The following is a 13,656-nucleotide window of genomic DNA, read 5'->3' as shown; positions in this document are numbered from 1 at the left end:
CGATTCCTTATGTATGTTAAAGAACTCACCATCCGCGGCTTTAAGTCTTTTGCTAATGCCACCACATTGAGATTCCAACCAGGCGTTACCGCTATTGTCGGGCCGAATGGTTCAGGAAAATCTAATGTGGTGGATGCTTTGTCGTGGGTTATGGGCGAGCAGGGAGCTAAAAGCCTGCGAGGAAGTTCCATGGAAGATGTTATCTTCGCCGGAACTTCCACGCGCGCTCCTTTGGGGCGTGCTCAAGTGAGTTTAACCATTGATAATACCGACAAAACACTCGATATTGATTATTCTGAGGTAACAATTAGCCGCACTATTTTCCGCAACGGCGGCTCAGAATATGCTATTAATGGTTCCCCAGTGCGTCTGCTAGACGTGCAAGAGCTCTTATCAGATACAGGATTAGGCGCTCATATGCATGTAGTTGTTGGGCAGGGGAGATTAGATTCCATCCTTAAAGCCACTCCTGCAGATAACCGCGCTTTTATTGAAGAAGCTGCGGGCATTCTCAAACATCGCAAAAGGAAAGAGCGTGCTTTACGCAAACTTCAATCAACACAAGAGAACGTAAACCGTTTAGACGATTTACTCACTGAAATTCAGCGTCAGTTAGGTCCTCTTCGCCGTCAAGCGCGTGTAAGCCGTTGTGCAGACAGTATTCAAGTCATTATTCGCGATGCTACCAGCAGACTGTTAGCGGATGAGGCTCAATCACTTATGCAGCAACGAGATAACGTGCGTCATGAATTAGCTAAAACGCGCGAAAAACTACTGACTGCTCAACGCAAACTCACCTCGACCAAGCTGAACATCGAGCGTCTTGAAGCAGATAGCAGTAAAACAAGTCCTGCTATTAACGCAATCAATCAAACATATCATTCTCTTGCCGGTCTGCAAGAACGTTTACGCTCACTGGCAGCTTTAGCAGGCGAGAGAGAAAAATCATGGCGCTCGCAGATCTCCTCTATTGGAGGTGACGATCCGCAGCTGCTGACGGCTCGTGCCGACGAACTGTCATCTCAGTTACAGTCAGCAAAAAAACAGGCTGATGAAGCGCGTTTATCTTTCGATAACAAAACGCAACATCGCGCAGGAATTGAGCAGGAATTAGCTGCTCTGCGTCAGATTATTACGCAGCTTCGTGCGTCTGCTCAGGAACAAGAGGCGCATAAAGCGAAACTGCGCGAAACTATAGCGCGTCAAGAAGCGCATATCCAAGGTATGTCGCAGCGTGTTGAGGATTTAGGGTATCAGAAAAACGAATATACTGCTTCTGCTCAGCAAGCGCGTGCACGTTTAGATGAGCTACAGCAAGATGCAGATAATCAGCAGGATAATCTTGAGGACATAAAAGCTCAGGCTCAGGACGCTCTCGAACTTGCACGCTCAGAGCATGAGAAGATTGACTCTCAGATTCGTGACGTAGATAATGCCATTATTTCTTTGAAAGCGAAGGCAGATGCGCTCAACGATACTTTAGAAGCTCGCAGTTCTTCTGGTGATGTGGAACGCAGTAGCGTAACAACTGCAGGTAATTTGGCCGACTATATTTCTCTTCGTGAGGGCTGGGAAGAAGCCATTGCGAAAGCGTTGGGACCATTTGCTAATGCGGTGATTATTCCTGATGCTTCTGAACGTTCTGTTTTACTGCGTGTAGCGCGCGAGGAAAAAATGGGTCGGGCAGTGGTAATGAATCCGCTCGCGGCGTCTGAGTACGCGTCTAAGACTGCGTCTGGGGATAATGGGGTGGCTGAAGATGAAGCTGGAGACGAAGCAAGTGCTGCTCATGCTGTTGGTATTAATCCTTCACTGCGCGGAACTGAGCGTGAAGATATTGCTCAGGGAGTGGTTCGTTCTGTGCAGATGCTGTTAAACGATGTTGGTTTAGCGCATGATGTTGATGAGGCAGAAAACCTCGTTGAATCTGGTCGTTTTGTAACAGTTATGACTGAACACGGCGAGACTTTTAGTGCTGTGGGTGCTGTGGGAGGCACGTCGCGCACGCCAAGCGATTTAAGTTTGACTGCTCGCCGAGATAAAGCTTTAGCGCAGATGGAGAGAGATACGCTCAAAAAACAACAGTTATGTGCAGATAAGATTCAGATTGATGAGCGTTTTGATGCCGCGCGTGCGCATCTGCAGGTGGTGAATACGCAGATTACTGAGAATCGTGTGCGTATGCAGCAGCGTGAGAACGATATTACGGCGGCACGTAATAGTGTGGAGAGTTTAACGCGCCGTATTGCGCAAATTGACAATCAGATAGCTGATATTAGTGCTGAAAAACAGTCGCATACGGTCACATTGTTTGATCTTCGCAAACAGTTGGAGGCTGCTGAACATGCGGACGATGCGCATGTGGATATGGAATCTACTGTACAGCGCGAACACGAACTCGATTCCTCGCTGAACACCGCTCGCAATGACGAAGTAACCGCTCGTGTGGAATGGAATAATGCAACCTCGCATGCGCAATCTTTGGAACGGCAAATTACTTTGCTGCGGTCTCAAGCGCAACAGGCGGCACAGCGGCGTGAGAAAATTGAGCAGCGCAATGCTCAGCTGGAGCTTAAGGCGCAGGCTGCTGCGAGTATTCAAGGTAAGGCGCAGGCAGCAGCTGAGGAACTGAATGTGCATGTGCAGCGTGCGGTGAAGAAACGTGAGCAGATTCAGCAGCAGGCGAGTGAGCATGATAAGGAACTGTCGGCTTTGCGTAAGTTACGTAATGAGCAGGAGCCGGTGGTGGCTAAGCTGACGCAGATAGAGCATGATGCCGACGTTGTGCGAGAACGCATTGCAACTCAATGGGGGCAGCTGACCCAACGTATTATGGATGAAGTGGGGTCAACCGTTGATTCGCTGATTGAAAACTATGGTGCGCAGGTGCCTGTTCCAGTTTTTGATGATGCTGGTCAACTGATTTTGCTCAACCCTGATAATGAGGACGAGGGCTTTAAGACGCAGCAGTATGATCGCGAACGCGAGCAGAAGAAGCTCGATAAAGCACGGCGTGATTTGGTGGCGTTAGGAAAGGTTAATCCTTTGGCTACTGAAGAGTTTGATGCTTTAGAGGCTCGTCATAGCTATTTGTCTAAGCAGCGGCATGATGTGGTTACCTCACGCGATGATTTATTGGGTTTGATTAAAGAACTTGATACGACGATGATTGAGGTTTTTCGTAGTGCCTATGAGGATACTGCTGCAGCGTTTCAAACAGTTTTCGCTCAGCTTTTCCCTGGGGGTAAAGGACGTTTACGTTTAGATAATCCTGATGATATTTTGACGACGGGCGTGGTTGTTGAAGCCAGCCCAGCAGGAAAGCGCGTGAAGCAATTATCTTTACTCTCAGGTGGGGAGAGAAGTTTAACCGCTTTGGCACTGTTATTTGCGATTTTCACTGCGCGTCCTAGCCCATTCTACATTATGGATGAGGTAGAGGCTGCTTTGGATGACGTGAACCTGACGAGATTACTGAACGTGATAAACACTTTGCGAGAGCATGCTCAGATTATTGTGATTACACACCAGCAGCGCACGATGAGCATTGCCGATGTGTTGTACGGTGTAACCATGCGTTCTGATGGGGTGACTGCGGTTATTTCTCAAAAACTGACGCAGGGTAGTGCTGTCAATGATTAGTGGTTCTGGCAACCTGTGTGCCAGAACCACTATCTACCGCTGAATATGCGTTGAGCTCTTAACCGAGCAAACGCTGAATAATCTTATCGTCACCTTCAAAAGGAACGTGCTTGTTATGCACTTTAATCCAGCGTTCATCACCCTTACCAATAGCCAAAACTATAGCTAAACCTGGTTGAAGAGAGGCATCGCGCACAGCAGTTTCAAGAGCGGTCGTGCGGTCAAGAATAATCTCATGTTGCACGTGCTCGTTACTTACTGCTTCATTCATATGACGGCAAATATCTTCAATACTTTCCGTATTCGTATCTTCTGTGGTGAAAATAAAACGGTTAATACGGTTTTCAGCTGCTTTCACAATGTCTATGCGTCGGTTAATTGCTTTATCGCCGGCGCTTCCTGTAACGAGAGTAATATGTGGATGTTCGTGAGCATAAGCTGAATCTACGTAATCTAAAAGAGTGGTAACGCTAATGCCGTTATGAGCATAATCAACCACAGCAATGACGTTGGAATCATTCTCGTGTGTTCCCCGGAAAACTTCCATACGTCCAGAGATGCGCACATGGTTGACTGCTTCTACGCTTGAACTGGTAGATGGAACGCCAGCAAGTTCAGCGATTTTTACTGCTACTGCTGCATTATCATAATTAAACTCGCCAGGCATATCTAAATGAATACGCGAACGGTCAAGAATACTTGCATCCACGAAATACGCTGGAATGCCGGCGTGAGCAAGATCTGCATCGATCACATAGCGATGTTCAATAGCGCTACCAAATACCATAGCGTCACTATGATGAATAATTTGACGCTTGCATTTGAAATAATCGTCGAAACTTGGATGCTCTAGAGGGCTAATATGATCAGGGAAAATATTTAAGAACGCGCCCACATTAAAATGCAGGTTAAAAACGCGGTCTACTTTATATGCCTGAGACGATACCTCAATAACAGCATGTGTTAAACCATTATCTACAGCTTCGCGCAGCATACGATATAAGTCTAAAGATTCAGGAGTTGTTAAATCGGACTCCACGTAGGTCACGCCATCTGTGCAATTATCTACAGAGGAAATCAGCGCAGTTTTATGGGCAAAATAATCATTCAAAATGGCATGCGCAAAATATACAGTGGTGCTTTTGCCCTTCGTACCCGTAATACCTACAGTAAAAAGCTCACGGTCAGGATGACCATAAAACTCTTGCGCTAAAACAGCTAAAGCTTTGCGAGTATCTGACACAATCAAACCGCGGGCTGACCCTGCCACATCAGCGCTAAACTCGTGGTCAGAAACATACCATTGCACACCGCGCGAAACAGCGTCGCGCATATAATCATCCTTAAAAGCGCCTTTACAAACAAGCAGAGTAGAGTCGGTAACCTCATTGCTCGCATAGGTCATATGATCAAAGATTCGAACATCTGAACTGACAGAAGTACGCAATAATCCATACTCGTCTAATACCTCAGCAGTACGTGCCAGAGTAATCTGAGCCATTTATAACCAACTTCCTTTAATCTGCGGACGATTTTTCGAACGTAAATACTCATTAAAACCTGTTTGCCACTGTTCATACCAAAAACGCTGCCGAGGCATAAGGTCTGTAAGCTCTAAAGAAGCAATATCATCATGCAAACGAATAATCTCACGCATTACATCAACAGTAGCCACTGTATCGGCCAAAGCAGTATGAAAATCACCATGAGGATACACACCATAATATTGTGTGGTATCAATCAGCTTACGAGAACCTGGTCGATGACTTACAGCACGATCAATAACCAAAGGATCGAGCACAAGAAGTTCTCTTTGAGCATGCGCTAAAAAGTTTTCGGTATCACGGTCGCGCAGCTCAGTAGTGACATCAGCTAAACCAATCTTATGCATATCGCCGTTAAGCATAGCAATATCAAACGGAGCGTTATAGGCTAACACAGGAATATTTCTTAACTGAGCAGCAATAATAATATCGCTTATTTCATGAATACTGTCCACCTGATCAGCGCCGTGAGTAGCTAAAAATTCATCAGTAAAACCATTCACGCGGCTAGCAGCAGGATGCATAGGCATACGAGGATTAATAACCCATGATTGCGTTACGTCGCTCGTGAAATCTTTATGAGGATAACGCAAAACAAGTGAAGCAGACACAATAGAATCCTTACCAGATATAGTGCCTGTTGTTTCCGTATCAAAACCCAAAATAAAACTGTCAGCCAGAGCAGTATCCATACTCTGAACAGGAATCGCTTGTATCGTGTCGGCTAAAGACGTCATGCGTACCATTATTGTGCAACAATAAGACCTATGACAACACACGAAAAACGAGCCCAGTTTGAAGCACAGGCTATGCCCATTGTGGATCAACTCTATCGTTTTGCAATGAAACTCACGAATAATCCCGAGGATGCGCAAGATCTTGTGCAAGACACCTTCGAACGTGGGTTCAAAAATTACGACTCCTTCGAACAAGGCACAAATTTTGCTGCATGGATGACAACTATTGAAAGAAATCTCTATTTCAATCAATACAACAAAGCGAAAAGACGCCCACAACGCGCTAACTCCAGTACGGGCGAATACGATGACTGGGATATTTACGCAGCACATGAGCACTCATCAGAAGAACTTAAATCTGCAGAGCAAACTTTTATGGATGCTTTTGCTCCAGAAGAAATAATTGCCGCACTCAATAAACTTTCTCCAGAACGGCGAGAGGTCTTTATAGCCGCAGCTATTGACGGTAAAAGTTACGCTCAGGTAGCTGAAGAACAAAGCGTAAAAATAGGAACTGTTATGAGCCGTCTGAACCGCGCTCGCAAGCAGTTAAAAGAAGAACTAGAACAGTATGCGGCTGAGCGGGGGATTTACGCTCAGCGTGAAGAGAAGTAATGGCATGCGCTGTTTGTGGTTGATATGAGAAGATAGGATTTTTGGAGGAATAATGAGTACGTACGTACGGAGCAACCAAGTGGTAACAGTACGGTGTAATTTTAACTGTGGCTCATCTGTGATGATTAATCGCTACACGCGCATCGATTTGAACGATAGACCGAGTGCGATTGTATCTACCTGTTCTTTGGTGTCGGAAATGCGCTCAGGAATTATGCCGGAGCTTGAAGGGGAGTGCTTTGATCCGAATACCTGCTGCGATGCGCGCGAACGTGAGATGATTGCTGCGATTAAGGATTGCTTGAGACCTGTGCAGGCACCAGCATCGTTATATGAGCGCTTGCAGGAGTGTATTGACTGTTTATGTGAGTAGAGGAGTAGAGTTTGGCTGGTTTTATTGTTGGTCGGCTCCCATCAGCTTGTCATCGGCTTGTGAGGATTCTGTAATTTTTTAGGTTACTGGTGTTGGTATAATAGATGTCGTTGTTGCGATGGGGCGTCTAGATATGTGCATATGACGGTATGTATGGTATGCACATGATGGCGTCTCTTTGTATGTTCTAACGGTAGTGAGGAATAAATGGAGACGCATTCACTGTATACGAGAATGAAGCGAGCAAGCTTTATTGCTGTTTTTATTTTTGCAGTTGGATCTCTTGCCCTTGCTGGTATTGCCGCTGCTCATGCAGATGATTCCGCACAATGTGTTCAACCTAATAGCGTAGAACTTCCATCTGAACGTACTCATGATTCTGATGCTCATTTTTGCGATATGAATTATGAGCGATTTGCACAGCAGGTATGCTCTGCATAATTTTTCTTGTATTTTCTTCTTATTTTAAGCTTTAGCTTTTCGGTTTTTTATTGAAGTTTGATTTTGGCTTATTAGTCAGGTTGTATTGGTAGGAGCGCAGTTAAGAGTTCTTCTTTCTCAGTTTTGACTAAATTCAAGCGGATTCTGCAATTACGCACTCAGCATGGGGCTTGTCGGATTTTTGTGTAAATGGTTTTGATTATGGCAGGTTATTGAATCTGTTTGAGTAAAGAAACGGGACTTCGATTGAGTATTTTGGTAGATTACGCGGTTTTCAGTAAAGTATACGGGAGAGTTGACCCTAAACATGTGGGTTCTGCCAAGTCGTGTGTTGTAGATTATGACACGTTGAACGTGTCCTTTCTCACAGCAGTTAAAACCTTTAAGCCAAACCTTGCAAAAGCCATATCACGTATAACGGTTCTTCGGAGTTTAGAGGGGGTTATGTAGGTTTTCGGTTGTAGGTGCGTGGAGGTTGTGAGCGTGGCGCGCTGACAATGCGTGCGTCCTTTTTTAGGTGATAGCAGCTCTCATACGTTCCTGAAAGTTGCTAGCGTCGCACGCACACAACGCCAACGTCCATAATTACGGTGAAATCAGCGCTCAGGAGTGCGTGGAAGTTGCTAGCGCGGAACGCTAACAACACTCGCGTCCATCGTTGGGAGGGTGCCAGAAATTTTGTGTAAATGGTTGGTTGCCCTATGGTGATTTTATTGCTTGTTTTTCAGGGATTGTAGTAGTGGCGTGACCCTGTGATGTGGCTGATTTAGTGCTGGCTAGTTGACTCTGTCTGTAATGAGACAAGACGCGTTCAACGTGCCTTGTCTCATTACACATGCCGATTGACAAAACAGAGATGGAGAAGCAATCATCGCCTATAACCCCGACGCAATCAATCCTCCTGCGTCATCCAAAGGCAGATTCACCAATTAAACCACATACACAAAAAACTTACACCCTCGGTCTTGAGGCTGGTCGCAATGAGGTTGTGCTTGACCTGGCTATCTTGGTTCATCGCACAGTTGAGCAAAAAGGTTAGCCGATATACTGTGCACACCATAACCTTTCGTCTTTCTCGTACAGCACACACAACTATAAGAGGTATTGCTCTTCTTTAAGAGTGTCGCATGGCAGCACACTGCTCCCAGTAAGTCCGCGTTCAACGTGTCATGTCTGGGAGCATGCAAAACCGCATATCTCACAGAGAAACCTCGCTCATCAAGTGCCACACACAGGTATGACTTGCTGAAAGACCATGTCACTTACACTAGGTTACATAATCAAGCCCTGCTCCAGCGAGCCAAATCCAACAAAATCATTTACACAAAAAACGGGCACGCCCCGCGTTCATGCACGAATCATGAAGTACCCTAATATGACCACTCGCGCTACCTGTTATCAGAGAAATAAGCCGGTTCTTGCAGCACAATCCTACAATACTCCGACCAATGCGCCAGATCCTACGGCAGTCAATCGCAAGCAACTAAGCCCGACTAACCGCCTGCAGAGCTAAAAGCAACGGGAACTATCTCGAAAGAGATAATCCCCGTAAAGTATATGCTACGTTGAAAAAATCAACGAGGCTTATGCATTTGGCCTCTTGCCGTGGTTTGCAGCCTTCTTACGGCGTTCACGACGCATACGTCCGCGCTTACCCATGGTAAACTCCTTTTACTTGTAAATTTACTTTATAGAGTATGCCATATACTCAAGACTGGCTGAGCATATGGCATGCAAAGCGTGCGTGAACTTTACTTCACTTCTCGAGCTGCATAAGAGATAGTTGTGCGGCTACTGCGTCCAGGTTCAATCACAATCACATCTTTGCCACTCTTAAACGCATTCGCATATGCCGTTTGAGGTTCGATGGCAACACCTGCAGGTTTGTGCGATGCTTCCCAACCAAAACCATTGCACACCTGGAAGGACGTAATGGTCTCATCGCCGGTAATAAGCACTTCAATGCCATCTGGTCGCGTAAATACAGCCTGAATTGAGCCATCAGCCGCATAGTCAAGATCTGTCCATGCATCATCAAAGGATTGAATGCCCAGAGGGTTCCCCTCGCGCAGATCGTAACGAGTTCCGTCAACAGCTTCTAAACCTGTTGGCAAAAGACGGTCATTAACAGTAACATGTGTGCGCGCAGGAAGATTCAAACGGCATTCACCGTTTGTAGCGTCTAGCTTGGCGGTAGTTTCTGCCTCAGAACCGCTAGCAAACCAAGGATGTGTAGCTAAAGCCCATGGAGCATTGGTGTCCCCGTTATTGAAGGCTTCAATGCTTAACTGCAATCCGTCATCAGCGTGAACAGTGTAGGTAACTGTAACGAGCAAATCAAATGGATATGATGCCAAGTTTGGGGTACGCCAGCTTAGACTTACGCTCGAAGTAGATAATGCCTCTAACTTCCATGGATAGCGATACCCCAAACCGTGAATAGAGTTATGACGTTCGTGCTCGTCAATAGGGAAGGAGTAATCCTTACCCTCGAAGCTATATTCACCATCTTCAATACGGTTTGGATACGGAATAAGAATCTGCCCACTACATGCTTTTACTGGATAGTTAGGGTCGAAAGGAACAACAATATTCTTGCCATTTATGGTGAAGCTTTCCAATGCCGCACCCTGCTCAGTTACTACAGCTGTGTAGCTTCCGGCATGAATAGTGTATTCTTGTCCTGCTCGAGAGGGGAGAATGCCTGCCATATGTACCTCTTTCGTACGTTATATCCTCGTTAAGTTTTAACGAGGATGACTACCTCGATCGGCAACTTCTGTAATTTTAGCATTAAGCTGACCGATTAAGTCAATTGGTTTAACTTCTATGCTCAGTCCGCGTTTTCCTCCTGAAACGAGGATTGTAGTGTGCTGCTTAGCGCTTGTATCGAGAACTGTTTCGTGAGGATTTTTATGACCGAAAGGAGAGATACCTCCTACAACATACCCTGTGCTTCGTTGAGCCATCTGAGGATCTGCCATATGCGCTTTTTTGGCGCTGAAAGTAGAGGCAACTGCTTTGAGATTAACATGACAGGTAACAGGAACAATAACAGTAACCATGCGTTCGCCAGGTTTCTCGCCAACATCAACGAGGAGCGTTTTATAAATACGGTTAGCAGGAACATCAAGTTGAGTTGCTCCTTCTAAACCGAAACCATCCGCCATATGATCTGCATTATGTTCGTAAGTGTAGGTTGTGTAGGCTATGCCTGCGCTTTCAAGTTCTTGTAGAGCGGCTGTAGCAGCTGAAGCATGATTTTTCTTTTTCTTAGCCATGTTTTTAACTTTAGTCAGGCGATTGGAATAAAAAAATCAGGGTAGTGCGAGCGAAAAAACACTACCCTGAAGACTTAGTTTGTGAGCGACTACTCTAAGCCAATCGACTTGAGCTGATGTACTCGAACAGAGGAATAGGATGTAGACCCTGATTCGCTGACCAATTCAACTGCACGCTCACCCTCGCCAGCATAACTGTATGAGCTCAGAACCTGTTTACCGCCATTGACATAAACTTCTACGCAACCGCGATCAACGAAAATGCGCAAATCTAAACGACCAGTTGACACTTCAGCATCGCTAACAGGTGCTGCGCGGTATCCGCGGTCTCCTGCATAAGCAGTCTGACGGTCAATAACGACGCGCTTGGTCTGCTGATCATACGCAATATAAGTGAAGGAGCCGTCTTCTGTAGCGTGTACGCGCACACCGGTACGTTCTGCAGAAGTAGAAGTCAAATCAATGCTTAGCTCAAGTTCCACACACTGAGCGTCACGCTCAAGGCGAAGCACAGAATTGTGAGAAACGCTTACTGAACCCCAATCCTGAGTAGCGCTACGTAATCCCAGCATTTCTGCGGCAGGAGCAGTATGCACATCTCCATCAGCACCCAAGGTAATCTCACGAGGAAGAGTTAAATTACCGCACCAGCCGTCAGCCTGCATGGGAATAGGCTGTTCGAATGGACTCATCCAACCGTACATAAGCTGACGTGAACCGTCATTGAAAGATTGTGGAGCGTAATAATTGTGACCCCAATCCCACAAACGGAACTCAGTTTCAGGCTTAAAGGATTCGCCTGGCTTCCATGTTCCAATCATATAACCAGCATTATTTACGTTGCGGTTCATATAACCGTTTGCTTCAGCGCCCATAGCAGAGAAGCCAATAACCCACTTCTCGTTACCGTCTTTATCGATAAGAGGGAAGAAGTCAGGGCATTCGAGCATAAAGACGTTCTTATCAGGATGTTCGAATAGAACGCGATCATAGATCCAATGAACCATATCATCAGAGGTGAAGAGCCACATTTGACCACGTTTGTCTGCCGAGGAGACGCCAAAGGTCATGTACCAGGTATCTCCTGTTTTCCATACCTTAGGATCGCGGTAATGGTGGTCTACTTGATTAGTTGGGCAGTCAATAATCATGCCGCGCTTTGTAAAGCTTTTTAATCCATCGTCATTTGGCTGTGCAAGCATCTGCACCTGCCAATCGCCACCCGTATTATCTGCTCCATTTGCCCAACGATGTCCGGTGTAGTAGAAGTTAATTTCTCCATCATTGCCAATCACTGCAGAGCCGGAGAAAACGCCGTCTTTTTCTTCTTCAAGACTTGGGGCGAAAGCAATAGGTTCGCGCTGCCAGGTGAGCATATCAGCAGAAGAAACATGACCCCAGTGCATTGGACCCCACTGCGTGCCATAAGGGTGAAGCTGATAGAACACATGCCAGCGACCCTTATAGAAGCACAAACCATTAGGGTCGTTAATCCAACCGCCGTTAGAAGCGATATGAAAACGAGGATACCAGCGGTTATTACGGCTTTCGGCAAGTTGAGCAACTGCTTGTTCAGCGCGTGCTAGTTCTTCGTCATGCTGCGCAGTAGTATGAATAACTGGCTCGTCAGGAATAAAGTTTGTCATGATTGTACCTTTCAACAGTGAAATGGATATGCGTTTATGCGGTCTGCATAGCTTTGAGCTGCTTATCGGTGTAGAACGGATCTCCGCCAACCTCTTGATCATCCTTCTTCAAGATGAAGAAACCATAAATGAGTGCAGCCAAAACGATGGCAGAGATTGTTAAGAAGGTTGTGCGGTCGCCCAGAGCATCGTGTAATGCGCCCAATGGCGTGGAGAAAATAACCTGACCAACTTGAGAAGCCACCTGGAAACCAACCATGTAGAGAGTTGCAGACAGCTTCGTATCGAAGTGCAAGGTGAAGTAGCGGAAGGTTGGCAACACAAACAGAGGCACTTCAATAGAGTGGAACATCTTGACGATAGAGATAGAAATATGGTCGTGGAAGATGCCGCACAAACCGATACGAGCAAACATAATGAAAGCGCCGCACAGGAGTGCATTACGCACGCCAATTTTGCGCATAATAATTGGCACAACACCCATCATGGCGGATTCCATGAATACCTGAATACCGTTGAGTGTGGAGTAGGTGCTATTACCGATTTCTTCGGTTGGGAACAGGCTGGTGTAGTAGGTTGGGAACATCTGCTGATCGAAAACCGTATAGAACGTGTTAGTCAGCAGCATAAAGACGATGAGCAACCACAAGGTTGGCATAGTTAAGACGGAAAGCATATCTTTTATAGAAGGATTGCTTGGAGCTGCTTCATTATCTTGATTGCCAGATAGCGCTTCTTTCTGCTGAGATGGAACCCAGAAAGCGTAAATAGCAAGCATTGCCAGACCGAATACAGAACCAACCCAGAAGTTAATCATTGGATTGATGTTAAAGATGTGACCTGCTACTAAAGCAACAATAGCGTAACCGAATGAACCCCATGCGCGGGACTGTCCAAATTCGAAATCAAACTTACGGGAGTAACGTTCGGTTAATGCTTCAATAAGAGAGCAACCAGCCATAAAGCCCGCAGATAAGACAACAGATCCCAACAGAGCGCCAATGAAACGAACTGATCCGCCAGCTTGAATCATGGGAGCGTAGATGAAGTGAACGAATGGACCTACTAAAGCTGCAATAGCAGAAATTGCAATTGCAAGATGGCGCTTAATACCTAACTGGTCTTGAATAGCGCCGTAAGCAAACATAATAATTAGTGTCGCTAAGGAATTGATGGAATAGATTTGACCAACTTCAGCTCCATTGAGTCCAATGGTATTGAGCCAACGCTGGAAGAATGACCACCAGATGCCCCATGAGCAGAAGAACATAAAAATGCCAAAAGAACTTTGTAAATAGGAAGGATTCTTCCATACTTGAAAACGACTGTGTTCCATGTAACTCTCATTTCTGTTTTATTAGCGAACGATCATCTTTG

Annotated in this window: 12 protein-coding genes; 5 read left to right on the top strand and 7 right to left on the bottom strand. The window is 45.9% G+C overall.

The window, feature by feature from the left end:
• The first annotated feature begins 9 nt into the window (after positions 1 to 9).
• Positions 10 to 3,642 carry a chromosome segregation protein SMC gene (smc, locus tag HMPREF2909_RS05840; RefSeq protein ID WP_071415565.1) on the top strand — a complete coding sequence of 1,211 codons (3,633 nt, stop codon included), beginning with the start codon at positions 10 to 12 and terminating at the stop codon, positions 3,640 to 3,642.
• Between the two features lie 58 nt (positions 3,643 to 3,700).
• Here smc and HMPREF2909_RS05835 read toward each other — a convergent pair whose 3' ends face one another.
• The gene (locus HMPREF2909_RS05835) at positions 3,701 to 5,143 is read right to left on the bottom strand and encodes a UDP-N-acetylmuramoyl-L-alanyl-D-glutamate--2,6-diaminopimelate ligase (protein ID WP_071415564.1); all 1,443 of its coding nucleotides are present in this window, start codon (positions 5,141 to 5,143) and stop codon (positions 3,701 to 3,703) included.
• On the bottom strand, positions 5,144 to 5,923 hold the full coding sequence (locus HMPREF2909_RS05830; protein ID WP_084797277.1) for a 3'-5' exonuclease family protein: 780 nt from the start codon (positions 5,921 to 5,923) through the stop codon (positions 5,144 to 5,146).
• 30 nt (positions 5,924 to 5,953) lie between these two features.
• On the opposite strand from HMPREF2909_RS05830, the gene HMPREF2909_RS05825 reads away from it, so the two are divergent.
• The 4 genes from HMPREF2909_RS05825 to HMPREF2909_RS05810 all read left to right on the top strand — a co-directional run bounded on the left by HMPREF2909_RS05825 (position 5,954) and on the right by HMPREF2909_RS05810 (position 8,391).
• Positions 5,954 to 6,538 carry a sigma-70 family RNA polymerase sigma factor gene (locus tag HMPREF2909_RS05825; protein WP_071415562.1) on the top strand — a complete coding sequence of 195 codons (585 nt, stop codon included), beginning with the start codon at positions 5,954 to 5,956 and terminating at the stop codon, positions 6,536 to 6,538.
• Between the two features lie 118 nt (positions 6,539 to 6,656).
• Positions 6,657 to 6,911, top strand: coding sequence for a hypothetical protein (locus tag HMPREF2909_RS05820; protein WP_148130805.1), 255 nt, complete (start codon positions 6,657 to 6,659; stop codon positions 6,909 to 6,911).
• Positions 6,912 to 7,118: 207 nt separating this feature from the next.
• Positions 7,119 to 7,352, top strand: a complete 234-nt coding sequence (locus HMPREF2909_RS05815) for a hypothetical protein (protein ID WP_148130804.1) — start codon at positions 7,119 to 7,121, stop codon at positions 7,350 to 7,352.
• Positions 7,353 to 8,208: 856 nt separating this feature from the next.
• Positions 8,209 to 8,391, top strand: coding sequence for a hypothetical protein (locus HMPREF2909_RS05810; RefSeq protein ID WP_071415560.1), 183 nt, complete (start codon positions 8,209 to 8,211; stop codon positions 8,389 to 8,391).
• Positions 8,392 to 8,936: 545 nt separating this feature from the next.
• Here the strand turns inward: HMPREF2909_RS05810 and HMPREF2909_RS09880 are convergent.
• The 5 genes from HMPREF2909_RS09880 to HMPREF2909_RS05790 form a co-directional block, all read right to left on the bottom strand.
• Positions 8,937 to 9,011, bottom strand: coding sequence for a 50S ribosomal protein bL37 (locus tag HMPREF2909_RS09880; protein ID WP_372656330.1), 75 nt, complete (start codon positions 9,009 to 9,011; stop codon positions 8,937 to 8,939).
• Positions 9,012 to 9,103: 92 nt separating this feature from the next.
• The gene (locus HMPREF2909_RS05805; protein WP_071415559.1) at positions 9,104 to 10,063 is read right to left on the bottom strand and encodes an aldose 1-epimerase family protein; all 960 of its coding nucleotides are present in this window, start codon (positions 10,061 to 10,063) and stop codon (positions 9,104 to 9,106) included.
• A 36-nt stretch (positions 10,064 to 10,099) separates the two neighbouring features.
• Positions 10,100 to 10,633 (bottom strand): Cys-tRNA(Pro) deacylase, encoded by a 534-nt coding sequence (ybaK, locus tag HMPREF2909_RS05800; RefSeq protein ID WP_071415558.1) that lies wholly within the window; start codon positions 10,631 to 10,633, stop codon positions 10,100 to 10,102.
• An 89-nt stretch (positions 10,634 to 10,722) separates the two neighbouring features.
• Positions 10,723 to 12,279 (bottom strand): glycoside hydrolase family 32 protein, encoded by a 1,557-nt coding sequence (locus tag HMPREF2909_RS05795; RefSeq protein WP_071415557.1) that lies wholly within the window; start codon positions 12,277 to 12,279, stop codon positions 10,723 to 10,725.
• Positions 12,280 to 12,313: 34 nt separating this feature from the next.
• A complete protein-coding gene (locus HMPREF2909_RS05790; RefSeq protein WP_071415556.1) occupies positions 12,314 to 13,615 on the bottom strand; it encodes an MFS transporter in 1,302 nt (433 codons plus the stop codon).
• Positions 13,616 to 13,656 lie beyond the last annotated feature (41 nt).

Source organism: Alloscardovia sp. HMSC034E08 (assembly GCF_001813415.1).
In the GTDB taxonomy this organism is placed as follows: domain Bacteria; phylum Actinomycetota; class Actinomycetes; order Actinomycetales; family Bifidobacteriaceae; genus Alloscardovia; species Alloscardovia omnicolens.
This window is presented reverse-complemented; position numbering and strand designations above follow the sequence as displayed.

What these genes read in the sequence shown, in the direction of transcription:
- smc (WP_071415565.1), top strand. Translation starts at nt 10, where the DNA reads ATGTATGTTAAAGAACTCACCATCCGCGGCTTTAAGTCTTTTGCTAAT.
- HMPREF2909_RS05835 (WP_071415564.1), bottom strand. Translation starts at nt 5,143, where the DNA reads ATGGCTCAGATTACTCTGGCACGTACTGCTGAGGTATTAGACGAGTAT.
- HMPREF2909_RS05830 (WP_084797277.1), bottom strand. Translation starts at nt 5,923, where the DNA reads ATGACGTCTTTAGCCGACACGATACAAGCGATTCCTGTTCAGAGTATG.
- HMPREF2909_RS05825 (WP_071415562.1), top strand. Translation starts at nt 5,954, where the DNA reads ATGACAACACACGAAAAACGAGCCCAGTTTGAAGCACAGGCTATGCCC.
- HMPREF2909_RS05815 (WP_148130804.1), top strand. Translation starts at nt 7,119, where the DNA reads ATGGAGACGCATTCACTGTATACGAGAATGAAGCGAGCAAGCTTTATT.
- HMPREF2909_RS05810 (WP_071415560.1), top strand. Translation starts at nt 8,209, where the DNA reads ATGGAGAAGCAATCATCGCCTATAACCCCGACGCAATCAATCCTCCTG.
- HMPREF2909_RS05805 (WP_071415559.1), bottom strand. Translation starts at nt 10,063, where the DNA reads ATGGCAGGCATTCTCCCCTCTCGAGCAGGACAAGAATACACTATTCAT.
- ybaK (WP_071415558.1), bottom strand. Translation starts at nt 10,633, where the DNA reads ATGGCTAAGAAAAAGAAAAATCATGCTTCAGCTGCTACAGCCGCTCTA.
- HMPREF2909_RS05795 (WP_071415557.1), bottom strand. Translation starts at nt 12,279, where the DNA reads ATGACAAACTTTATTCCTGACGAGCCAGTTATTCATACTACTGCGCAG.
- HMPREF2909_RS05790 (WP_071415556.1), bottom strand. Translation starts at nt 13,615, where the DNA reads ATGGAACACAGTCGTTTTCAAGTATGGAAGAATCCTTCCTATTTACAA.